This is a genomic window from Flavobacterium granuli (genome assembly GCF_031456055.1).
Taxonomy (GTDB): Bacteria; Bacteroidota; Bacteroidia; order Flavobacteriales; family Flavobacteriaceae; genus Flavobacterium; species Flavobacterium granuli_A.
Window position 1 is genome coordinate 236641 of record NZ_JAVDTX010000005.1, and the last position, 23930, is coordinate 260570.

The 23930-nt window shown below is 34.9% G+C and carries 21 protein-coding genes; 3 read left to right on the top strand and 18 right to left on the bottom strand.

Annotation, left to right across the window (positions count from 1 at the left end; genetic code table 11):
* Positions 1-32 precede the first annotated feature (32 nt).
* The 10 genes from J2W95_RS11945 to J2W95_RS11990 all read right to left on the bottom strand — a co-directional run bounded on the left by J2W95_RS11945 (position 33) and on the right by J2W95_RS11990 (position 11043).
* Positions 33-584, bottom strand: a complete 552-nt coding sequence (locus J2W95_RS11945) for a putative antibiotic biosynthesis monooxygenase (RefSeq protein WP_310007263.1) — start codon at positions 582-584, stop codon at positions 33-35.
* A 71-nt stretch (positions 585-655) separates the two neighbouring features.
* On the bottom strand, positions 656-1546 hold the full coding sequence (locus J2W95_RS11950; protein ID WP_310007265.1) for an alpha/beta fold hydrolase: 891 nt from the start codon (positions 1544-1546) through the stop codon (positions 656-658).
* A 17-nt stretch (positions 1547-1563) separates the two neighbouring features.
* Positions 1564-2457 (bottom strand): alpha/beta fold hydrolase, encoded by an 894-nt coding sequence (locus J2W95_RS11955; RefSeq protein WP_310007267.1) that lies wholly within the window; start codon positions 2455-2457, stop codon positions 1564-1566.
* A 331-nt stretch (positions 2458-2788) separates the two neighbouring features.
* Positions 2789-3472 carry a hydrolase gene (locus J2W95_RS11960; protein WP_310007269.1) on the bottom strand — a complete coding sequence of 228 codons (684 nt, stop codon included), beginning with the start codon at positions 3470-3472 and terminating at the stop codon, positions 2789-2791.
* Positions 3473-3534: 62 nt separating this feature from the next.
* The gene (locus J2W95_RS11965) at positions 3535-4908 is read right to left on the bottom strand and encodes an alginate export family protein (RefSeq protein WP_310007271.1); all 1374 of its coding nucleotides are present in this window, start codon (positions 4906-4908) and stop codon (positions 3535-3537) included.
* A 36-nt stretch (positions 4909-4944) separates the two neighbouring features.
* A complete protein-coding gene (locus tag J2W95_RS11970; RefSeq protein WP_310007274.1) occupies positions 4945-5961 on the bottom strand; it encodes an MBL fold metallo-hydrolase in 1017 nt (338 codons plus the stop codon).
* A 34-nt stretch (positions 5962-5995) separates the two neighbouring features.
* A complete protein-coding gene (locus J2W95_RS11975) occupies positions 5996-7759 on the bottom strand; it encodes an amidohydrolase (RefSeq protein WP_310007276.1) in 1764 nt (587 codons plus the stop codon).
* 42 nt (positions 7760-7801) lie between these two features.
* A complete protein-coding gene (locus tag J2W95_RS11980) occupies positions 7802-8815 on the bottom strand; it encodes an alpha/beta fold hydrolase (protein ID WP_310007278.1) in 1014 nt (337 codons plus the stop codon).
* A gap of 24 nt (positions 8816-8839) precedes the next feature.
* A complete protein-coding gene (locus tag J2W95_RS11985) occupies positions 8840-9631 on the bottom strand; it encodes an alpha/beta hydrolase (protein ID WP_310007280.1) in 792 nt (263 codons plus the stop codon).
* A gap of 362 nt (positions 9632-9993) precedes the next feature.
* Complete coding sequence (locus J2W95_RS11990; protein ID WP_310007282.1) at positions 9994-11043, bottom strand: sulfite exporter TauE/SafE family protein; 1050 nt, start codon at positions 11041-11043, stop codon at positions 9994-9996.
* Between the two features lie 638 nt (positions 11044-11681).
* Between J2W95_RS11990 and J2W95_RS11995 the strand changes: the two genes are divergently transcribed.
* Positions 11682-13070, top strand: a complete 1389-nt coding sequence (locus tag J2W95_RS11995) for a S41 family peptidase (protein WP_310007284.1) — start codon at positions 11682-11684, stop codon at positions 13068-13070.
* A gap of 47 nt (positions 13071-13117) precedes the next feature.
* Here J2W95_RS11995 and J2W95_RS12000 read toward each other — a convergent pair whose 3' ends face one another.
* Together J2W95_RS12000 and J2W95_RS12005 are read right to left on the bottom strand one after the other, a co-directional pair.
* Positions 13118-13570, bottom strand: coding sequence for an alpha-ketoglutarate-dependent dioxygenase AlkB family protein (locus tag J2W95_RS12000; RefSeq protein ID WP_310007286.1), 453 nt, complete (start codon positions 13568-13570; stop codon positions 13118-13120).
* Between the two features lie 192 nt (positions 13571-13762).
* Positions 13763-15142 carry an exonuclease domain-containing protein gene (locus J2W95_RS12005; RefSeq protein ID WP_310007288.1) on the bottom strand — a complete coding sequence of 460 codons (1380 nt, stop codon included), beginning with the start codon at positions 15140-15142 and terminating at the stop codon, positions 13763-13765.
* 136 nt (positions 15143-15278) lie between these two features.
* Here J2W95_RS12005 and J2W95_RS12010 point away from each other — a divergent pair, with 136 nt between their 5' ends.
* On the top strand, positions 15279-16043 hold the full coding sequence (locus tag J2W95_RS12010; protein ID WP_310007290.1) for an XRE family transcriptional regulator: 765 nt from the start codon (positions 15279-15281) through the stop codon (positions 16041-16043).
* Positions 16044-16146: 103 nt separating this feature from the next.
* Here J2W95_RS12010 and J2W95_RS12015 read toward each other — a convergent pair whose 3' ends face one another.
* The 3 genes from J2W95_RS12015 to J2W95_RS12025 all read right to left on the bottom strand — a co-directional run bounded on the left by J2W95_RS12015 (position 16147) and on the right by J2W95_RS12025 (position 18527).
* Positions 16147-16728, bottom strand: coding sequence for a TetR/AcrR family transcriptional regulator (locus J2W95_RS12015; RefSeq protein ID WP_310007292.1), 582 nt, complete (start codon positions 16726-16728; stop codon positions 16147-16149).
* A gap of 68 nt (positions 16729-16796) precedes the next feature.
* A complete protein-coding gene (locus J2W95_RS12020; RefSeq protein WP_310007293.1) occupies positions 16797-17549 on the bottom strand; it encodes an SDR family oxidoreductase in 753 nt (250 codons plus the stop codon).
* Between the two features lie 39 nt (positions 17550-17588).
* Positions 17589-18527: an alpha/beta fold hydrolase gene (locus J2W95_RS12025; RefSeq protein ID WP_310007295.1), complete on the bottom strand. Its 939-nt coding sequence runs from the start codon at positions 18525-18527 to the stop codon at positions 17589-17591.
* A gap of 600 nt (positions 18528-19127) precedes the next feature.
* Between J2W95_RS12025 and J2W95_RS12030 the strand changes: the two genes are divergently transcribed.
* Positions 19128-19997: a DUF3943 domain-containing protein gene (locus J2W95_RS12030; RefSeq protein ID WP_310007297.1), complete on the top strand. Its 870-nt coding sequence runs from the start codon at positions 19128-19130 to the stop codon at positions 19995-19997.
* Positions 19998-20699: 702 nt separating this feature from the next.
* On the opposite strand, the gene J2W95_RS12035 is transcribed toward J2W95_RS12030, so the two are convergent.
* The 3 genes from J2W95_RS12035 to menD all read right to left on the bottom strand — a co-directional run bounded on the left by J2W95_RS12035 (position 20700) and on the right by menD (position 23857).
* Positions 20700-21554, bottom strand: coding sequence for a CvfB family protein (locus tag J2W95_RS12035; RefSeq protein ID WP_310007299.1), 855 nt, complete (start codon positions 21552-21554; stop codon positions 20700-20702).
* 136 nt (positions 21555-21690) lie between these two features.
* The gene (locus tag J2W95_RS12040) at positions 21691-22032 is read right to left on the bottom strand and encodes a DUF2853 family protein (protein ID WP_310007301.1); all 342 of its coding nucleotides are present in this window, start codon (positions 22030-22032) and stop codon (positions 21691-21693) included.
* Positions 22033-22195: 163 nt separating this feature from the next.
* Positions 22196-23857: a 2-succinyl-5-enolpyruvyl-6-hydroxy-3-cyclohexene-1-carboxylic-acid synthase gene (gene menD, locus J2W95_RS12045; RefSeq protein WP_310007303.1), complete on the bottom strand. Its 1662-nt coding sequence runs from the start codon at positions 23855-23857 to the stop codon at positions 22196-22198.
* Positions 23858-23930 lie beyond the last annotated feature (73 nt).

Consider the following 23930-nt stretch of genomic DNA (forward strand, 5'->3'; position numbering starts at 1 on the left):
TGATTTTGAGCTGTTTTTATCAGTTCAAATTGTTATTTGTAGAGCCATTTTTTTATTAGCCTAGTATAAGGAGGCATTAACAGATATATCATAATGAAAACTATTATTCCTGAAACAAAAAATGAATCGATATAGCGATTTTGGGGAAAACCAAAATTTCGCAATAAAGGCAATAACAGCATTGGAATAAATGTTGACAACGGGTATATTGCCGACCAAGTCACGAAAAATTGTTTCCAGCGAACGGGTACTTTTACATTCTCATTTTCTGATAGGAAAAGAAAATCCAAACCACTTTTTATATAATATTTGTCATCCTTGGCAAAAAACGGCAAAGCCTTCTCAATCAATATTTTTCGTTCTTTTGATTCTATCCAATTTTTAAGATTTTCAATAGTGTCAAATCGAAGAATAACCGTAAAAGTATAAGTCAGATTAGGAATGGGACGAATGATTTGCCAATCTAAAAATCCAATTGCTTTTTTACTGATCGGACTAATTTCATTTAGCCAATTTTCATATTCCTGCTGTTTCCCTTCCAAAACATTGTGAGTGATTACAACTGTTGCTCCTTGATTTTCCATTTATAAAGAGAATATGATTATACAATTCATTTGCAATTATCATAAAGCTGATGCTAACTTCTGGCCTTGTTTTATTTGGTCGTCAGCTCAATGAAATTAGTAATATATTTTGCCGTTAGTTCAGGAAACTGATGTTGCGGAGCGTGGCCAGTATGAGGAAACACAATTATTTGCGTTGTAGGCAGCTCCCGAAGCAATGCAAACCAATTTTCGACAGCAAATGAAATATCATGATCACCACAAATGGCCAAAATCGGTGTTTTTGTTGTTTTTAATTGATCCCTAAATTTTAATTTATCTTCTCTCAAATCTGCTCCTCCGGCAAAATAAAACTGGAAAACATCCATGGTGCTTGGGATTTTAGAAACATCAATTCTTTTATGAATCCTATCGTGAGATAATTTGGCTGCTTTTACACTAGCCTCCGAATCGGGTTCAAAAAACAAAACAATCTCATCATCAAAATCATTAATTGGTTTCAGGGCATGATCCAAGAAAGCTTGTTCCAACGGAATTTCATTATTCCCAGGAGGATTTGTCCCTACTAAAATGGAATGCGTAATCAATTCAGGATATAGCAGTGTGGCAACTTGGGCGACCAAACCGCCATAAGACCATCCTAAAACGGAAATACTTTTTAGTTCAAGGAATTCTGCCAAATCTTTAACATCTGTCGCAACATCCACAATATCGGTTGGCAAAGTCCCGGATGACGAACCAATACCGGTGTAATCAAATGTCACCACATTAAAATTTTCTGCGAGGCTATCTAGAAATAATGGATCCCAAGTGTCCAATGTGCCACGAAAGCGATTTACTAAAATAATTGTGTCTCCATTGCCAATGGAACGATAAGCAATCTTTTTTCCTTTTGTTTCTGCAAATTGAGTTATAGAGTTAACAGCATCGTTTGCGTCGGTTTGTGTTGTTGACACGGTCAAAAAAATATTAACTGTTTTCATAATTTTGATTTTATTTATTATCCATCGTATTTAATATTTTGAATGAAATTATCAATATAATCGGCTACCATTTTGGGGTATTGATGATGAGGGCCGTGACCAGCCTGCGGAATGATTATAAGCTGAGTGGTTGGTAATTTATTATTCAATTCAAACCAGTTTTCAGGAGGAAAGCATACTTCGTGGTGAGCAGAAATAACCAATATTGGAATATTTGTGCTCATTATTTTTTGCCTTGAGTTATAAGGATCATTGGCGTAATCATCATGGCACTTACCGTAAAACTCCCATAGTTCTGGTTTTACTTTAGGATCTTTCTCTTTTCTCTCAGTTATTCTTTCATGGCTTTGTATAGCCGCTTCACTGCTTATTTTAGACTTTGGCTCAAAAAACAATATTGTTTCATCTTCAATTGTATAATCAGGTTTATAAGCGGTATTTATAAATATTTCTTCAAGAGGATATTCAACTTTTCCAGGTGGTTTAGTTCCAATAAGAATAGTGTGTAAAATCCTTTCTGAAAATTCCGTTGTCACAATTTGTGCTACCCAGCCTCCCAACGACCAACCTCCAACAATAATTTTTTTAAATCCCAAAACATCTGCCAAATCCACAACATCTTTTGCAAAACCTAAAATATTACTATGTGGAGCACCTGTAGATGATGCCAATCCCTTATAATTGAAGGTTATCACTTGATATTTTGTCGCTAATGCATCCAAAAAAGCAGGATCCCAATCATCAAGATTACCTCTAAAACGTGAACAAAGAATAAACGGTTCCCCTTTACCAACAGAACGATAGGCAATTTTATAATCCTCTATTTGTGCAAATTGTGTTTTAGAATTAACAGCTTGTGTTGCATCAGTTTGCAATGCTGTTACGGTCAAAAAAATATTAGCTCTTTTCATAATTATAATTTTTAATTATTATTCTGATACTTGCTGCTCTGATATTAAATCAACATACTTTTTATGTTCTTATATTATTCTTCGAAAAAATAAACCAATCATTATGCCTAAAACAACAAACCCTTTATTTACAGCATATCCAATGGTTTTCGATTTTATTTATTAGCTACATTTCGCTAATTGCAGTTGTACATCGTGATATTTAGAAGAAATATTTGTTCCTAAATTATTTTAACCGCAAGGAACGCAAAGCTTTACACCCCTTGCGGAATACTGATAAAGCAATAAAAATCATAGCGAACTTTGCGGTTATTAATAAATAATTCTAAGTTTAATGCTTTAGCATCGCACGTGCATATTGTACGCCCACACCATAACCGCCAGCATACTTAACCACTAGATCATTTACAGGCTTATATGTTGCCTGTCTTGCCCAATCCCTTTGAAGTTCTAAAAGATATTGAAGCGAAGTCATAGGATGTGCGCCGGCCTGAACCATACGAGTTATGGCTTGATCATGCGCCTCTTTGCTCACATCTCCGCAGGCATCAGTAATTACATACACATCATAACCTTCGGCAATTGCAGATAATACTGGGCCGACGATACAAACACTTGTCCACAATCCCCCTAAAACTAGTTTTTTCTTGTTTTTTCCGACAATGGCTTTATACGCATTGACATCTTCCCAAGTATTCATCGTCGTACGGTCGACATAAGTTGATTCTGGATACAATTCAAGAATTTCTGGAAACACCGGGCCACTAAAAGATTTTTCGGCTACTGTCGTAACCACCGTAGGGATTCCAAAAATCTTTGAAGCTCCAGCAATTATTGCGGTATTATTTCTTAATTGATCGATGGGTATATTCGCGGTAGCAAAAGCCATCTGCCCTTCATAATCAATAAGCACTAGTGCATGATTTGTAGGATCTAATAAAGCTGGTCCAGGTTTTTGTGCAAATCCTGAAATGGCAGATAAAATTAATACTGCCGTAAGTGAAAAATTTTTCATGGTTAATAAAATTTAATGGTTAATAATTATTTTTAAATCAATACGCATAATTTGATTTGGGTTTAAAAATTCAACTGAACAGTAATTCCCGTAAAGAAGATGTCTTTCCCAGTCCCCGAAGCTTTGATATAATCTCCCGCTTTAAACCAAGTCCCTTCAACTCGGAAATAGAGATATTGGTTGGGCTGCCACACTATTTCACTAGCCAGCTGACCACCAATTTCCTTACTCTTTGTTGTGTCTCCGGGATAAATCAGCGAAACGTTTGGAGCATAAATACCATCCTTGCTGCTGTATCTCCAAAACATATCGTAATCAATTCCCCATTCAATATTTTTAGCAAGTTCAAAGTTTAACGAAGGATGAAAATCAATAAGATTTGAAGGACCAATTACGGATGCCAACCCAAAATAAGAGCCTCTTGGAAAAAGTGGATTAAAAGTTTCCAATCCATTATCTCCCATTTTCCTATCTCCGCTTATCACTTCTACTTTACAGCCAATTTCAGGATGAAACTTTACCTCATTCAATCGATAACCAAAATTGAGTGAGGCTGTCCAAGCATTAATGTCTTTAGAATCAAAATCACCAAACTGATAAAGTGTTTCTCCGTCGTATCGCCAGTTTTCAGATTTCCCCCAAATTCGGGTTCCAATTGAATGTCGGTTTTCCCTGCCTGCCCCGTCGTTAAAAACTGCATTGGCTCTTTCGTAACCTAGATAATACACATCAATATTTTTGAAAAAAGGAACTTTATTGATGACCAGATAACTTCCCCATAACTGCTTGTCGTTATTTGAATCATCGTCAAAAATCCCATCGTGAGCAACAACGTAATGGCTATAAAAGAAATCGGCAGAATAGTTGTTTTTTGAGGCAATCACTTTAATTGCATCAAAAGACTGGCGATTGTTTGGTCCGTCTCTCAAAGCAACCAAACGCTGTGATCCATATGTCAATTCCTGTCTTCCTACTCTCAAAATCAACCTTTTATTGGCTTCATTTATAATATTAAAATCAGTAAAAACCTGATGCACTTCAAGCGGATTCTGATCCACTGGACTTGGGTCAATTCTTCCGTCTGCCAAACTGCTTTGGGTTTGAATGAATGTTCTAAAAAATTTCCCAGCGTGAAAATCGGCGTGAAATAAATACCTGCTTAATATATATCCATCATTGTCTTGTGGATCATCACCCCAAGTTTCATTTTTGGCATAGAAATATTGATATCTGACACTTCCTCCAAAACTGATATAGGTGTTTTTTGAAGAAGAGAGCGGTAATAACTTCATTGTTCTATACCAGTCCTTTTTCACAGTGTCCTTTTTTAAAAAACCATAATTTTCATCAAATCTCAGTGATTTAAAATTTGGATATCCTTGACCCAGACAGGATAATGAAATCAATAAAACCAGTAACAGTATTATGTTTTTCATATCTAAATTTTTAATCATTCCTCTTTCTCCAGATGATTATTTAGTCCCGTTTTGCTTGATGTCCTTATAAGCGTTGGGAACATTGAAATTAAAATGCAGCCAGTTAAAAAGTTCGTATCCTTTATTGAACTCTTTCATTGTGACAGTTGCTTTAGTTTCGTCAAGCGTAAGTCCTTTTTTAACCGCGTTTTCAACATTGGTTTTCAAAGCCGAAACATAATCGATAGTGTATTTTATTCCCGCCTTGTTTGTAATGCGTCCGTGTCCGGGAATCACAATATCTGTATCCGAAATCATATTGTAAATAATGTTGAGGTTATTTACAGGTTCTAAAAAATAACCGTCAAACAACCACGGAATAGTTGGACTCTCAGCAATAAATGGATTTCCAGCCCACAATACATTTTTCGAAGGCGACTTTAAAAACACAAAAAGATCAGCGGGTGATTGGGCAGTTCCAACATTAATTACCTCCACAATGGTGTTATTGCCCATATCAATTTTGAGGCTCTGATTTTTTGAAATCGTAATGTCAGCAGCTCGATAAACACTTTCCTCAATTCCTCTTCCTTTGCCAAAAAGCATAATCATAAACTGCTTGATATTGTCGAAGTTTTTGGATAGGTTTTCTTTGGCAAAATCGTTCTGGATAATGACTGTTTCTTTTGGAAGCAAATAATTCCCAAAGCAATGATCGCCGTGATCGCTTGTGTTTATGGCATAGACAATCGGTTTGTTTGTTACTGATCTAATTAATTTATAAAGTTGATCGTAAAGCACTTTGCTGAGCAGCGTTTCAATAACTAAAACTCCTTTTTCACCAACAATAAATCCAGCAGAAGTGGCCTGCGGAATACCTTTGGTAGTTTCGCTATCGACAGTGGAAGGTAAAACTGCATATGCATTCTCCGTAATCTTGTGGAGTTTTAAAGTTACCTTATTGGCATCCCAAATAGGAACATGATCCGGCATGGGAAATTGTGCATATCCAACAGCATTTATAAACAAACACAAAACGATTGTAATTCCTGAAAATAATTTATAATATTTCATGATTTTAAGTTTATTAGATAGTCTTAATTAAAGTTTATTTTTGGTATCCTCCGAAATATTTAACAGGCGACCAATCTGGAATTACAGGGGGAATTGAAGGATCGAGTGCTTTAAAATCTCCAGCACCATAAACCACTTTCCCATTTACAATTGTCAAATCCGATTCTATATTTCGCACGTTATCAGTGGAAATAGCAAAATAATCATCTGATAAAATCGACATATCGGCATACATTCCTTTTATCAGTTTTCCTTTTTCATTTTCTTCACCCGAAAACCAAGCGCTTCCTGAGGTATATAATTTCAATGCTGTAAATTTGTCAAGAATCTGATCTTTTGGCCAAAACTGCATTCCACCTAAAGTTTTACCTGTAATAGCCCAATGAATCGCCAACCAAGGATTATAAGATGAAATACGCGTAGCATCAGTTCCCAATCCAACAGGAATTCCCATTTCAAGCATTTTTTTTATCGGTGGCAATTGTGTTTTTGGAACGCCATATAATTTCTCATACAACTCCCCTTGAAAATACATTCTGAACTGAACCGCAATTCCACCATTGAGTTTTTTGACTCTTTCGAGTTCTTGGGGTGTAATTGTTTCGGCATGGTCAAAAAACCAGCGCAAGCCATTAAACGGAATCTCTTTGTTTACTTTCTCAAAAACATTCAACATTCGGTCAATGGATTCACCATAAGTTGCGTGTAATCTAAATGGCCATTTGTTTTTCACCAGCAAACGAATAATGGGTTCGAGATCACCTTCCATTTGATCCGAAAGAACAATTCTTGGTTCAAGAAAATTTTCAAAATCTGCCGCGGAAGCCACAATGTTTTCTCCTGCTCCTTCTTCGGAATAACCATTGGCAACCAAAAGATTGTCGTTTTTGTTAATCACAGTTTCGGCAACCCATTTTTCATAATCCTGAAGTTCTTTCCCTTTTTGCTGGGCAAATAAATAGTAAGAGATTCTTAGATTTAATTTCCCCGCTTTCGCCAATTCCATCGAAGTTCCATAATCGGAAGGAAAATTTTGTCCTCCACCTCCTGCATCAACTACACTTGTCAAACCAAACCTGTTCAGTTCCCGATTGAAGTGCAGGGAACTGTTGATTTTTTGCTCAGCCGTTAATTTTGTAGTCAAACCTAAGGTTGTATAAATCGCTTTCGGAGTTTCTTTGGCAAACATTACTCCAGTCAGATTTCCGTTTTTGTCCTGTTCCAAAACACTGCCTTCGTAATGTGTGTCTTTGGTATAACCCAAAACTTCAATTCCTTTTTTGTTCAAAAAAGCTTTACCGTATAAATAGGTTATAAAAACAGGCTTATCAGGAACTGCTGCATTTATTTCATCAATCGTCGGCTGTCTTTTTTCTTCAAATCCGTATTCATTCCAACCGCCTATGACTTTAATCCAAACTCCGGGAGGTGTTCGAGCTGCCTGCTCTTTGAGCATTTCCATAGCTCGTTTTAGGGTTTTCACGCCATCCCATCGCAACTCCGCATTGTAATTAAGTCCTTCACGGATTACGTGAATGTGACTGTCATTTAGTCCAGGTATTACGGTTTTACCTTTTGCATCAATTGTTTGTGTGGCTGCGTTTTTATAACTTGCCAAAATACTTACTGAAGTTCCAGTTCCCAAAATAATTCCGTTTTTTACAGCAACTGCCTGAACAAATTCACCAGATTTTTGCATCGTGGCGATTTTTCCATTGTAAATAATCAAATCCGCTTTTTCTTGTGACTGCATCAACAGGCTGAAGAAAAATAGTAGTATTAAAAATATTCGTTTCATCGTGTTCGATTTAATTATATTCTTTGTTTTATTCTGAGTGCACTATTTCGCCAGGAAAAATGCCAATAGGTCTTTTTGCACCTGAGCCGTATTTTCTTGAACCAACCAATGTCCAGAGCCTGCAATTTTGGATTCGGATACATTTACTGCCACAAGTTTAGAATGCTCTTTAAGGAACGCTGCCGCAAAAAATTCTCCACCCATTGCCAACAAAGGCATTTTTAATTTTGTTTTAGCAAATACCAAATTGTCTTTTCCGTCCTGAGGAAAGTTTCCAAACCATTTAAAGCTTGACTTCGCACCATCTTTAACCGCATAAGCTCTAACAAATTCGGCTGTTTCTTCGGGAGTAAAAGGATCTTTTACATGTCCCACCATGGGCCAGAAATTGATCAAAAACTCTTTTTCTTTTCCTTTGACAATGTCTCCGGAAGCTGGCCATGCAAAAAATCCAAACCACCAAGCCGAAGCCGAAACCTGCGACCACACCGGTTCTATACCAGGAAGCAAAGCATCCAATAAGGCTATTTTCTTAACTTCGTTTCCGTATTGAGCGGCATAGGCATAAGCCACCATAAGCCCGATGTCGTGTCCTACAAGATTTATATTGTTGTAACCCAATTTCTTCACGAGTTCATGAATATCCGTGGCCATCGTTTTTTTGTCATAACCGGATTCTGGTTTGTCAGATTCACCCACACCTCTCAAATCGGGTGCGATAACCGTGAAATGTTTTGAAAGCTCCGGCAACAATCGGTTCCACATATACCAGTTTTGACCAAATCCGTGAACAAGTACCAAAGGCTCCCCAGTTCCACCAATGACATAATGAATGTTAACGCCATTGACTAAAGCTGTTTGGTGTTTAAAATTTGCTGGCGGATCAGCTGGTTTTACTGCTGGAGACTCAGACACTTCTTTTGGTTCTTCAACAGCTGTATTTGAAGGTTCCTCACTTTTTTTACAAGCGGTTAGAAAAAAAAGATTAATCATTGCTAGTCCTAAAAAAACTTTTGCTGTTTTGTACCATGCATTATGGTTGGCAGTTGATTTCATGATTTTAAATTTTAAATATTGTTACTATCCTTTTTTTTGTTTTTCAAGCCATTCTAAAATATAAATTGCAATTTCCTCCCAGCCTGGCTGACCTAATACAAAGTGATTTCTGCCTGGGAAAATTTTATAATCCGTAACCGAGTTTTTATCGCTGTATTTTTTATAATTATCATAATTCAATTGATGCGGTATCGTGTGATCCATATCGCCTGCAATCAGTAATAAAGGGCGATGCGGTTTTTTAAAATCTACTTTTGCCACAGAAGTGATCGTATCACGAACAACCAATTTTGACTCAGGAATTGCCAGTTCTAGATATCCTTTTTCTTGTAATTCAAATTCCATCCCGTTGGCAAAAGCATATTGCCAATTAGGAAAGCACATTAAAAAAGTTTCTTTTGTTGATGTAAAAAAACCAAGTGGCCCCCAACCTGCTTTGAAAAATGAAAATTTAAAAGTAAAAATTCCTTGAGGTGGAACAGAATGAATCGCAACAACTGCTGATGCCAATCCTTTTTGATTCAAAATTTGCACAATCAATCCTCCTATTGAATGGCCTATGATGATTGGCTTTTCCTGAAAAGACCTTGCAATTTCTTCAAAATGCGCTATGAGCTGTGCTAACCGAATCGATGCTACTTGTGGATCTGGATGACGACTACGAAGTACTGCTGTAGGTGCGTCTTTGAAAGGCCAAGCGGGAGCGATAGTTTTATAACCTCTACTTTCATAAAAATCTTTCCATTCTTTCCAAGATTGATTGCTCACAAAAGCTCCGGTTATAAAAAGAATAGATTTAGAATTTTCAGTTTGCATGATTACATTATTCAGCTGTTATGCAAACACATAGGCCAGAATCGTGCCTTTTAACACAAACCCAGTAAAATCAATATTTTGGGCATTATTTCATAATAAATAAACAACGACATATCGTTTTCAACTATAAACAATTGCGATATAACACTAAAGAGAATCTGCTTTTACGTCTTAAACATTTTATTCGAATAATGGTTTTCCTTAATTAAATCCATAAAAAAACCACCCTAAAAAGGATGGTTTACTATTATATTTTCCTTTTTTGCCCCCAAATCTGAGACCAATAAAAAACCGACTTCTTTTAAATTGCTTTAAAAGAAGTCGGTTTATATTCTTTATATACGTTTTATTTAAAACAGTATTTATTTAAAGGATAATTTCTTTGTTAGTATATTGTCTTTAAAATAATAAGCTTCATAAGAATGCATACCTATTGAATACACAATCTCAATAATTAATTTATCTGTACCCTTTGCTTCACCAAATACTAATCTTTTTTGGTGACTGGAAAGTTCTTTTATTGAAATAGTTTGCTCCAATTCTAATCCATTATCATCCTCATAAAAAGATTCCACTGCAAAATTATCGTTATCCCATCTATCCCATACCACTTTTGATGTCATTTCCTTAGGCATTGTGCTGGCAATTCTATTTTCGTTGTTTGCAAACAACAAATGAGAACCTGACTGAAATAACATAGCAAATCCAGAAAAGACCATTGCACCATAGCCAATTTTTCTAAAAGAAACTTCACTTAGTTTTGGTAAAATCCATTTCATCGCCCAAGTTGCAATTACAGCAGAAATAGCAACAATAACCCCTATCGAAACAACTTTTATGGTAATTAAACCAAAAACAAAATATAAAATGATTTTTAACAAATGGAGAATGATTTCATTAGCTGCTCTTGTGGCAATAATTTCTTCTTTAGTAAGTCCGTAACGCAAATAAAATCGATTAAAAAGCAGTCCTACTGCACCAGTTAAACCAGATATAAATCCAGCAGCAAATCCAATTAATCCCAATACAAAATTGGATGATTTTTCAGTAGCTGTTACTTCTTTTGATTTTTGAAATAATGCCGACAAATTACTCACTAGAAAAAGTCCCATTACAACTTCTAGATAAACTGGATTTACATATTTTAATAACCAAGCCCCAAACCATACTGCGGGTAAAGCCGCAGGAACAAAGTATTTTACAATATCCCAACAAATATTTTTTCTAAAAGCTACAAGCCTAGAAGCAGAACTTGTAAATGTCCCAATCGATAAGGCTGCCGGAACCTGACTCACAGGAAGCATAAGACCAAGAACTGGAATAAGCATTAATCCAGCGCCACCTCCACAAATTACACTTATTGAGAATGCCAAAAAACTAACTAAAAACACTACAACTAATGTACTAATCATTGTCTTTTACTATATTTTGCAGGTATAGTTTTAATTATACTAAAAAGCCGTTTTATAAATATGCTTCAATCTGCATCAAAGCAGCTTCAATAATTAACTCCTATTTCGTTTTTTAAAACTAACCTACACTGATTAATAATATAAAGTAATCTTCTTTTCTATAAGCTTATGTGTTTAATCTACATTTAAATTTTGTTTTCCATATCAACTTCCGTGCCATTTAAAAAAATTGCAAAAAAAACATAGAATACCAAGCGTTTTTTTTTTACTATTAGCCTGAGTACGATTATTAATTCTAGGAGCAGAAACATATATATTTCATCAACAGTTGTCCCGCTATCCGTTACAATCTTATATGCCGAACAACGGCATATAAGGATTTTCACTTCTATCGGGGCTAGGAGACAACTTTTCTGCCTTTTTGTTATTATCCAAAAAAAGGAAACCCAAATAATTGAGTTCAGATTATTACTTTAAATTCTAAAGACATTCACGGAAAAAGTCGGGAGACTTTCATTATGTTTACAACTCTTGTAACATTTAAAAAAAAGTCAAGTCCTTAAAGATTTCAGGATTGCGGAGCGAGGATACAATCATCACACTAAAATCAATAATCACGATCATCTAAAGAATAATCTATGTCACATTTAAAAAAAATCTTTACTTTCTACACATTGGTTGCTAGTATTGCAGGCATTGCCCAACAACAAAATCCAATCCTAAACGGCTTTTGGATTCAGGAAGGTTATGGCCGCATCCTAGCGATAAAAGATTCGACATACGCCTATTATAATCTGGACAATATGACCTGCAAAGTTCTCGTTGACGGAAATTTAGCGGGAAGATTTACCGTTGTTTCTGCAAAAGAAAATCTTTTGGTTTTAAACCCAGGCGGAATCGTAAATTATAATTTTAAGCGTGCTGCTTCCCTACCTGATATTTGCAGTACACCAGCGGAAAAAAACACGTCATTTGAAAAAAACTTCCAAACATTTTGGGACACTTTTAATGATAACTACGCATTTTTTAAGGAAAGAAATATCAACTGGCAACAGGTTTACAGCGAATACTTTCCAAGAGTCAAGAAACTCAAGACGGAGCCGGAATTTGCTTTATTACTCCGCGAAGTTGTCGGGAAGATCAATGACGGTCATATCCGTCTCGAAATCCCTGATTCCTTGATTCCAAAAATGAATCAGATTACATCAAAACCCACAAAACCCAAGTACGAAATTATTTCAGACTTGCAGAAAACATATGTCGAAAAAATCAAATCTTACAATAACGGCGTTATACAGTGGGGACTTCTAAAAAACAGCAAAACTGGCTACATAGTTTTGACAGACATGAATAATTTTGCCGATTACATTCCCGAGGCTGAACAGGATTCTAAAGATTTTCGAAAAAAATACGAAGCAGTCAGCGAAACAAAAACGCCCCTACAAATGTTTGCTGACGAACTACAAGGTGTCGACAATGTCATGAAGATTATTATTGACGATTTTAAAAACACTGAGTCTGTTGTCATCGACCTCAGGTTCAATGGTGGCGGTTATGAAACTGTCGCTTTAAAATTTCTGAGTTATTTTATTACTAATCAGAAAAATATACTTTCCGTAAAGGCAAAAACCAAATACGGTTTTTCAGAAAGTCAGAACTACACTTTGATTTCGGCCAAAAACTCTTATCGCAAAAAAGTATACCTTTTGACAAGCCATAATACGGCCAGCGCTGCAGAAATATTTGCCTTGGGTTCGTTGAGTTATCCAAACATAGTCCGCATCGGTTCTCCTACAGCAGGAATTTTTTCGGAATTACTCTGGAAAGAGTTACCTAACGGTTGGGAATTCAGTTTATCAAATGAAGTATATTTTGATAGCAAATCAAAGAGTTATGAAGGCATCGGGATCCCGGTTAACTATGATATGAATTACCATAAAGACCGTTCCGCTTTTCTTAATGACTTTTACAGCAATGATAATTTTGTTGACAAGGCACTGGAGAAAGTCTACAGCTTAGAGAAATGAATTGAATTACATTATTCCCATAATACTTAATTGGAAAAAAAAAGTTTTTAGATCTTTCTTTTTATGTTTCCAACCTGTCTGAAAGTGAGATTAATTCTAGGGAGTACATCTCTGGCGGTTTTAGGAACTTGATGTTCCCAAAAACTATTTGTTTTTCCTGCCATTAACAAGAAAGTGCCGTGATGCAAAGGAATCTCCAATTGAGGAACATGTTTTAGAAGTTTATGACGAAGCCTAAACATTCGGGTTTCCCCAAATGTAACCGATGCTATGTTCATGTCTTTATTCTCGCTTTGCGTTTTATCGCTATGCCAAGAAACTCCGTCCTTTCCATCTCTATATAAGTTCAGTAAAACAGCATTGAAGTTTATATGGATTTCATTTTCAACTCTTTCTTTTATGGCAATTAATTCCTTTGGCCAGTTAGATTTATCAAAATCACCATCAATATCATCATACCAAGAAATCATACGCGGAGCCGTAACCATTTTATCATACATTGGCATTTCGTATTCACGCCATGGTGTATCGTTTAGTAAAATATTATAATAATTGTCTGATTATTCTTTGGTAAAAAAACTATCAATCAGCATCAGATCAGCATCAGGCACGTCAAATATTTTTTTGCCGGCTGTGCCTTGTGAGAACATTTCGGTGTCATTAAAGAGAATCATAAATATGGAATTTTATTTTTATGTTTCTATCGTTTGAAAACGTTTTACTTTTCCCGGGTATTTCTCGGCATAAGTATAAATGAGATGCATGATGTATTGGTTGCTTCTGTAAGGAGTGATATAGTCTTTTAACTCCGATAATTCAGTAAATCCATTATCTGACGGAATATATCCCATTCCATAAAAGTGTCCATTTTCGACCCAGATGCAACTGTTTTCCTCTATAGATATTCCTTTATCTATAATGGCAAAACTAGCTCTGTTCCCTATCAAAAAGGCAATGGCGTTTTCGATTTTCTCGTTGTGAAGTGCAGCATCAGGCAAATTTGTCAAATCCTTTTTTTGAAAAAATTCTCCAGTTGCCGTATTTCCGTATTCACAGAATCGATGATCAATTTTAAACTGCTGAACAAGATTCTGCAGTACATTTATTCCGTCATATAAGCTATTGAACTCCTGAATACACACCTGAAACTTGGTTCGTTTTCCAATTGCCAAATATTTATATCCATTTCGGGCTTCATATTCATACAAACCGTATTTGGATTCAAAGCGTTTTAATGCCCTATTATAAGCAGGCCACAACTTTTTAATTTCATCACATTCTAACAAAAGTGCCATAAGTTCGGTAGCACAGACTTCATATGAAATTCCGTAGATATCTTTCAAGAAATTCTGCCTTTGTGCATTTACATTATGACCACTAAAATGAGAAGCCACACGCTTTTTTAAATTAACCGCTTTCCCAACATACACAACCTTTTTTAACTGATTATAAAAATAATACACTCCAATTTTTTCTGGCAATTGCTCAAAGTCCTTAGGAGGCAAATTAGGAGGCAAGCGCTGATCCTGCGCCGTTTTTTTAATCATTTTATCCATTTCTCCTTCGCTGTCCCATTCCAATAATTTAGAAAATAATATGGCAGTCGCATCAGCATCGCCACCTGCGCGATGCCGATTTTCTATACATATATCTAACGAATTGCAGAGATTTCCTAAACTGTAAGAACCTAAACCCGGTTTAATTTTTCGTGCCGCACGAACGGTACATAATTTTCTGGCTGTCCATTTAAATCCAGACTTTTCCAATTGATGACGAACAAAAGAATAATCAAAATTTACATTATGCGCCACAAAAATACGGTCGGTAAGCATCTCCAAAACTTTTTCGGAAATATCATCAAAAATAGGAGCATTACGCACCATGTCGTTATCAATTCCGGTAAGAGCAAAAATTGCCAGAGGTATTTCCTGTTGCGGATTCACAAGTGTTTCCCAACGGTCAATAACCTTCGTTCCATCATGAATAACAATGGCTATTTCTGTAATGCAGCTACCTCTGGCATTGCCCCCGGTAGTTTCTATATCTACTATGGCGTATTCCTGCTTTTTCATATAGTATCTAACGTGAATATTATTCTTGTTCTTGTAACTACCTATCTTAGTTTTGATCTAAAAACATTTTTACAAAATTAGGACGATAAATCACTTTAATACTTATATTTGTAGTGACTTAAAATCCCTTTAACGTATGTTGTATATTTCTGACAATCTAAAATGGCTGAGAAGTAAGCGAAATTTGTCTCAACAAGAAGTGGCAGATGGAATGACTCTGCCCCTTGATCGCTATAAGAAATATGAATACGGAAAAAACACGCCACCTGCAGAAACGCTAGTAATTATCTCAAGGTATTATCATATCAGCATCGATTTAATTTTAACGGTTGATTTACGTAAAATTTCCATTGATAATTTAATGCAATTGGATGACAATCGAATTGTTTTGCCAATAACTGTCGACCAAGACGGTAACAATCTCATCGAAATCATTCCACACAAAGCGCAAGCTGGATATCTTAGTGGTTATGCAGATGCTGAATACATAGAAAACCTGCAGCAAATAGCACTGCCTTTTTTAGGTCCAGGCAAAATGAGAGCATTTCCCATCAATGGCGATTCTATGCCACCACACACAAATCAGTCCATTGTGGTCGGGAAATATGTAGATAATCTGGGGGAAATTAAAAAAAATAAAACCTACATCTTAATCACTTCCAGCGAAGGTATTACCTATAAACGCCTCGGAGATAAAAAAGATGATTCCCTAACCGTAGTTTCAGATAATATTATTTACAATCCATATGAAATCAAGCTTTCTGATATTTTGGAGATTTGGGAATATGTATGCCATATTGGAAGAGATGATGCTAAACACTTGACCTCTGAATCCGATACAGTAAAAGAGATGTTTCTCGAACTGAAAAGAGATATCAATGAAATAAAGCAGAAAAAATAACAGTTCTCCTGAATATTTTATTAACTAAAAACTGCTAAAACTGAACATAAAAAAACCACCCATAAAAACGGGTGGCTTACATCTATAATCGAATGTTGGAATACTATAACACAGATAACAAAACCTTCAGTACATCATCGAAAACTTGTTTTGGAGTTCCTGTTGAACGGGCCAAAACTCTTATGCCCGAATAGTTATTGAATATAAAACGAGCTAATAATCTTGGATCAGTTGCCGATGAAATTTGATTTAGCTCCTGTCCCCTCTTGACAGCCAGAAAGAAAACCTCTTCCATCTTTTGTCTGTTATCATTGACAACTTTTTCTATTTCAGCATCGTGAATCGCCAATTCAACGGTGCTATTGACCATAAAACATCCTTTTGTGATTTTATCTTCAAAACTTTCAAGGATTGCCTGCACAAACATTTCTTTGATCGTTTCTTTGATATTTGTCGATTTCTGCAAAAGACTGCTTACATCGTCATATGATTTCTTTTGATAACGTTGCAACGCCTTAATAAATAAAGAATGTTTATCGCCAAAAGTGTCATAAAGACTGGATCTGCTTAAACCTAAATGTGTCACTAAATCTTGTGCTGATGTTCCATTGTAGCCTTTATTCCAAAAAATGGCTATTGCTTTATCCAAAGCATCTTCTTCGTTGAATTCTTTTAATCTTGCCATAATCGTAATAATTAAAGATTTACAAAGATACTAAACAGGAACGTTCATTCCTAAATTAGAGCAAAAAATTATACTACTGAATTTACAGTAAGTCCACCGTCGACAACAATTTCGGTACCTGTTATGAATGAAGAATCATCAGAAGCTAAAAACCCAACTGTTTTTGCTATTTCAGAAGCTTTTCCAAAACGTTTCAAAAGAATTTTATCTCCCAAAACAGAACCAAAACCTTCAACTTCTTCTTTACTCAATCCCAATTTCCCATAAAGCGGCGTTTCAACTGGGCCAGGAGAAATAGCATTAACTCTAATATTTCTTGGTGCAAGTTCCGTAGCTAATACTCTGTTGAAAGACAAAATAGCCCCTTTGCTCGCTGCATACACACTTGAATTTGGCATACCAATATTGGCGTTAATCGAAGTATTAAAGATTATGGAACCACCGTCATTCAAAATTGGAAGTAATTTTTGAACCGTAAAATAAACTCCTTTTACATTTACATTCATAATACTGTCATAATGCTCTTCAGAAGCTGATTCAACCGGAGCAAATGAAGCTGTTCCTGCGTTTAGAAAAATAATGTCTATTTTCCCAAATTTAGATTTTACTTCACTCACCAAATTATCAATTGATTTCAAATCGGCTTGATCTGCAACAAATCCTGTTACGTTCAATTCAGTTTCTGCTTTTATCAAAGCTTCCTTGTTTCTTCCTGTGACAATAACTTTGGCACCTTGTGCAGCTAATTCTTCGGCAGCTGCGTACCCAATTCCACTATTTCCTCCTGTTACTAGGGCTACTTTGTTTACTAATTTTGACATTTTTTTTACTTTTAAATTGTTATTGATTTATTTATTAAATTATTTTTTATCCAAAAAGAAGTCCAACAGACCTTTTTGAACGGCTGACGTATTTTCTTGAACCAACCAGTGACCTGAATTAGGGATGTTTGTTTCGCTTACATCATTAGCAACAAGTTTAGTGTGATCTTTTAAAAATGCAGCTGCAAAATACTGACCTCCCATAGTCAATACTGGCATATTCAGTTTTTGTTTCATCAATTCAACGTTATCTTTTCCATCTTGCTTGAAAGCGCCAAACCAATGAAAACTGCCGGTTGTTGCACCTTTAACAGAATAGGCACGAATAAATTCAGTTGTTTCTTCTTTTGTGAATGAATCTTTTGCAAAAGCAACTACTGGCCAAAAATTGGTCAAAAACTCTTTCTCTTTACCTGCTACAATGTCACCAGAAGCTGACCATCCAAAAAATCCAAACCACCACGCTGAAGCCGAAACCTGTGACCAAACTGGTTCAATTCCCGGAAGCAAAGCATCCATTAAAGCTAGTTTTTTAACTTCATTTGGATATTGAGCCGCATAAGCATAAGCAACCATCAGTCCAATATCGTGTCCAGCCAAATTGATTTTGTCGTAACCTAATTTTTTTACTAATTCGTGAATATCGGTTGCCATTGTTTTTTTGTCATAACCGTCGGCTGGTTTATCAGACTCTCCCACTCCTCTTAAATCTGGAGCAATTACAGTAAAGTGTTTTGAAAGTTCAGGCAACAGTCTATTCCACATATACCAGTTTTGACCAAATCCATGAACCAATACCAATGGCTCTCCTTTTCCACCAATTACGTAATGAATGTTTACGCCATTTACATTTGCTATTGCGTGTTTAAAATTTGCTGGCGGATTTGCAGCTTTAACATTTTGACTTTGTGCTTCAACTGAAACACCGAATAAAATAGCTGTTGAAAACAATGCTACTTTTTTAATTAAATTTTTCATGATTGTGTTTTTTAATATTTTATGATACAAAGATATAATAACGGAACGATCATTCCGTTATTTGTATCGTTAAATTTATGTTAATTGTATTTACTTAAAAATCAAGTAGTTTAAAATACTCAATCAGCACTTATTGATGCTGACAAATAGAAAATTAAACTTTGTAGAGAGAAAAATTGCAATGCTAAAAAACCAAAACCCACTCAATAGTAAAATGGCTTTTGCTTGTATTACTTAATTTTCAATTACAGATTTTAAATTTTTCTTTAGTTTATATTTCTATTCTAATGAACTATAAAGAGTTCTTGGTTAGAGAAAGTTCATTCAATCTTATTCTATACAAAAAAAGATAATTTCTGTAACGAAACATTTAAAAAAAAAAGGGGATAATCCATGAAAACCTTTCATCATTAATTTAAGATTAAGGTGTAAAAATACCTGTGCATTCCTAATTAATTACTTATATTTGCGCCGTTTTAAAAGCGAATTAATTCAATCGTAAAGAGATTGTAATTCAGCCGTAATTAAAAACAAAAACAATCAATAATTTTAGACCAAATACCTATTTGGCCATCTTTTTAACAGCATTTAAATTCTAAAATGAATCTAATTAAAACCATTTTATACGCCTTTACAATCTTCCTATCTGGAAATACCATATTCGCTCAACAAGCAGAACAGTCAATAAACAATCAGAATCAGTTACCACAATCTATTTCCCAAAACACTATTGCTTATTCTGATTATCAAAAAGAAAGCACAGAAAATGTTACTCCTTACAACTATAACATACTTTCTGTGGCTGATAGCACATTGGTACTGCAAAACGGTACTGCATATCCTCCAACTAAAAGAGATTACAGAAGATTAGGTTATGATACAGCTATGTATTTAGGAGCAACAGTTATTGCGTTTGGAGTTCTATATGCAATGCCTGAAAGTGTTACTAATTGGGATAAAGAAGAAATGAAAGAAAAAGGAATTGCCTATAAATGGAAAGAAAATGTAAAGGCAGGTCCAGTTTGGGATGAAGATGACTGGGTTTTAAACTGGATTACACATCCTTATTCTGGAGGAATTTATTACATGACAGCCAGAAGTAGTGGTTTTAATATATTTGAATCCTTTTTATATTCGGCTTTGATGTCCACCTGTTTTTGGGAATATGGAATTGAAGCGTTCGCCGAAATACCATCCAAACAGGATTTAATAATCACGCCAGTACTTGGCTCTGTTGTTGGAGAAGGTTTCTTTTATGCTAAGAAAAGTATTTTAAGACACGACAGAAGAGTTTTAAAATCAAGGTTTCTAGGCTACACCTGTTTAACTCTGATGGATCCTTTCAATACTATATTGGATAGTTTTGGTTATAAAGAAAAAACTAAGACACAGTTAAATCTGGCTCCCGTAGGTTTTGACAAAGGTGCCAACAAAGCCATCTGGGGATTAAATTTCAATATGCAATTTTAATACTTAAGATTTTTCAACAATCTGACAATCATTTTATTAAATCATTTCTTTCAATGAAAATTTAATTCAAACTGATGCGTTAAATTTTAAAAATAAACCAGATTTTAACATCAATGAGAAAAAATAATTGCTAATTTTAACTCATGCTAATCATTATTCTATAGTAAAACCAATGTTAGTTATTAATTCAGATTAGCACGGAGTTTTCACTGATTTATTAACCTAAAAAATGATTTTTTTGAGTAAATTTGAAATTATTGTCGCTTCTATTTTTATGGTTTTAAATTATATAATTTGCACAAAAACTATTTTAAAATATAAGCAAATAAGTGAGATGTTTGCCCAAACAGTAATTCATAGAAAGTAACACCTAAAGGTTAAGTAAAAGATTTACAATCTGACAATTTTGTGTAAAACAAAATAAATTGTTTCAAAGAAAGTAAACTTTAAATGTATAGATAACCAATGGTTCTAATGTGAAATTTATACTTTACTACATAAGTAAATGTTTTGATTTATAGGCAAACCATTTAATAAAGTAATTTACGCTTTGTGATTACTTGTATTACATATACGTTAAGTATATAAAGTGCTTGAAATACTTTTGAAAATGTACGAACATGTTTTATTTTTGTTTATATCTATAGGGTACAAACAAAAGTAAAAAGAGAAAGGCTAATCAAAATGATTAGCCTTTCTTTTTTATTCCTTAACTAAATAGATTCCATCTTCTTTAATCTCGATTAATTTTTCCTTATATAAAGCTCCTATGGCTTTTTTGAAGGTTTTCTTGCTCATTTTCAAAACCGTTTTAATGTCTTCGGGGTGTGAATTATCCGTTAGACGTAAAAAACCTCTACTAGCTCTTAGTTCGTCCAGAATTTTTTCCGCATTTGGCTCTATACTTTGGTATCCCTGAATTTGCAAAGAAACATCAATCTTGTTATCAGGTCTGATATTTTTTATATAACCACGCATACGATCTCCTGTACGAATTGCATCATCATAAACTTCATCTTTGTACAACAATCCTTTGTGTTGCTCATTAATGATTACATTAATACCCAATTCAGTAATATGGGAAACAATAAGTTCCACCTCTTCTCCTTTTTCAACGGTAAGATGATCATTTTTTAAAAATTGGTTCAATTTGCTTGATGCCACCAAACGATTGGTCTTTTCATCCATATAAAGATAAACCAAATAGCGTTTTCCTTTTTCCATAGGGCGCGCCTGTTCTTTGAATGGAACCAAAATATCTTTCTCCATACCCCAATCCATGAAAGCACCAATTTGATTGATATAATTCACTCGCAAAAGAGCAAATTCATCCAATAATATATAAGGTTCCAAAGTCGTAGCAACTGGGCGTTCTTCGTGATCCAAGTACACAAAAACAATAAGCTCCTCGCCTATTTCAAATTCATTGGGTACATATTTATTGGGTAAAAGTATATCATGAATTCCTTCTGGATCTTTTTCTGGGTTACCCAAAAACAAACCAACTTTGGTATCACGCAATATAGTAAGCGTATTGTATTTTCCTATTTCAATCATTTTTATTGAGATTCTAAGTTGTATTTCCAACTAAGTTTAAAGCGCAAAGGTACGAACTTTGAAAATGGGATTATAAAAAACATTATCAATAAAAAAGCGCCTGTTAAAGACGCTTTCATAATAGTTCTATAATTTTTTAATTATAAACACTTTCTCTTCCAAAATGTAGAGCCAATAAATAATAAACTACTGCTCTATATTTACTTTTATTAGATTTTCCATATTTTTCCAAAACAACATCAATTCCTTTTTGAAGTTCAGGACCATCAGTCAAACCTAATTTCTTGATTAAAAAATTATTTTTTACTGTCGTAATTTCAGATTGTAATGTTCCGGCAATAATCGAAGAATCTGGATTGTATATGGACGGACCACAACCTGTTGTCACTTTGGTTAGTAAATCCATATCTGGAGTAATCCCGCATTTTTCTTTTAAATCGGCTGCATACTTTACAATTAATACTTCTTTCGCACTCATAAAAATATATTTAAGGTTTTATGCTCGTTTTATAACATCCTCAAATTTAGCAATTTATTATTAATATGTGCGATTTTTATTCAATAATTTTTAACAACCAAATTAAAAATTTGACTTTATAATAGAAACCTTTTCTACCAACCTATTTAAGCCAAAATATAAATTAGAGCAACTCCTTAAAATACTGTAATAAAACACTATTATTATCCAATGTTGGAGTAAAAACTTCAAGAATGCTCGGTCTGTCATTTTGAGCATATAAGGAATCTAATCCTTTGGACAAACTTTCCTCATCATTGGCTGTCCAATAATTCAAACCATACATTTTTGCCAAATGTTCTGCAGTCAAGTTATGGAAAGTTTCGAAAAAAGTATTAAAAACAGGAGTTTCTGAGTGTCCTGGCAAAATCCTGAAAATACCCCCTCCTCCATTATTGATCAAAATGATTTTAAAATTTTTCGGGATATAATTGTTCCAAAGTGCATTGCTGTCATATAAAAACCCAATATCTCCGGTAATGAAAACCGTCGGTTTGGCATTGGCTACAGCTGCTCCAATAGCTGTTGAAGTGCTTCCATCGATTCCGCTTGTTCCTCTATTGCAAAAAACTTCAATAGATGGATCTATGGGAATTAATTGCGCGTAGCGAATGGCCGAGCTGTTACTGATTTGCAATTGGCTGTTTTGCTGAAGACTCTCAATCACTTTTTCAAAAACTTTAAAATCCGTAAAAGGCATCTTGGAAAGGTAGCTATCGTGTTTTACTTTACGGAGTTTTCTAAGATCATCCAATTGAGCAAAATAATTACTTTCAACTTTTGATGTCAATGGCAAAAAGGCATTGAAAAAAGTATTAGGATCCAGCTCGAAATGTTTCGTCAAACAGCCAAAAGTGTCGTACGCTCTTAATGTATCAATATGCCAGTGGTGTTTGGGCTGATACTTTCTCAAGAAGGCTTTAATACGTTTGGAAACAACCATTCCTCCAAAAGTGATTAAAATCTCTGGACGATAAGCTTCAAAATCTTCAGCAGTAAAAGGCGTAATGATAGTATCGATACTGGTAATAAAGCTTTCGTGTGATACATTCGAAGTATTTTCGGTCATCACCGCCACTGATTCTTTTTGGGCTAAAGCTTCGATAGTTCCTTCAGCAATTGCATTAGGCTCATTAACACCTATCAAAATTAATTTCCGAGAGGCTTTGTTCCAAACATTGGCATATTGTTTTAACTCTTCTATATCAACAGTCTGTGGTACATTTGCGGAAGCGAAAACAGTACTGTTCACACTTAACTCCGAAACCGTTTCATACAAAGGTTCTTCGAATGGAGCATTGATATGAACTGGTCCTTTTTTATCAATAGATGTATTGATGGCTTCGTTTATTTTTCGATCGTTTTCTTCTGAAGCGTCTTCCAATAAATTAGCATTGTACAAAGAATGATTGGCAAATACATTTTCTTGGCGAATGGTTTGCCCATCTCCAATATCGATTTTGCTCTGCGGTCTGTCTGCCGAAACCACAATCAATGGGATTTGGCTATAAAATGCCTCCGAAAAAGCCGGATAATAGTTCAATAACGCCGAACCCGAAGTACAAACCACCGCCGTGGGTTTCCCTGTTTGCTGGGCAATTCCCAATGCAAAAAAAGCAGCGGCTCGCTCGTCGGCGATGCTATAACATTGAAAAGCCGGATTACTGGCAAAACCTATCGTAAGAGGTGCATTTCTTGAACCGGGAGATATAATGATGTTGGTGATTCCTTTTGCTAAAAAAATTTGAAGTATGCTTTGTGCTAAAGGTATTTTGGGATAAATCATTTAAAAAGTTTAATAGTTGAGAAAATATTAGGCAAATTTTGTGCCAAACAAATTCCGTAATGTTGTTTGACAA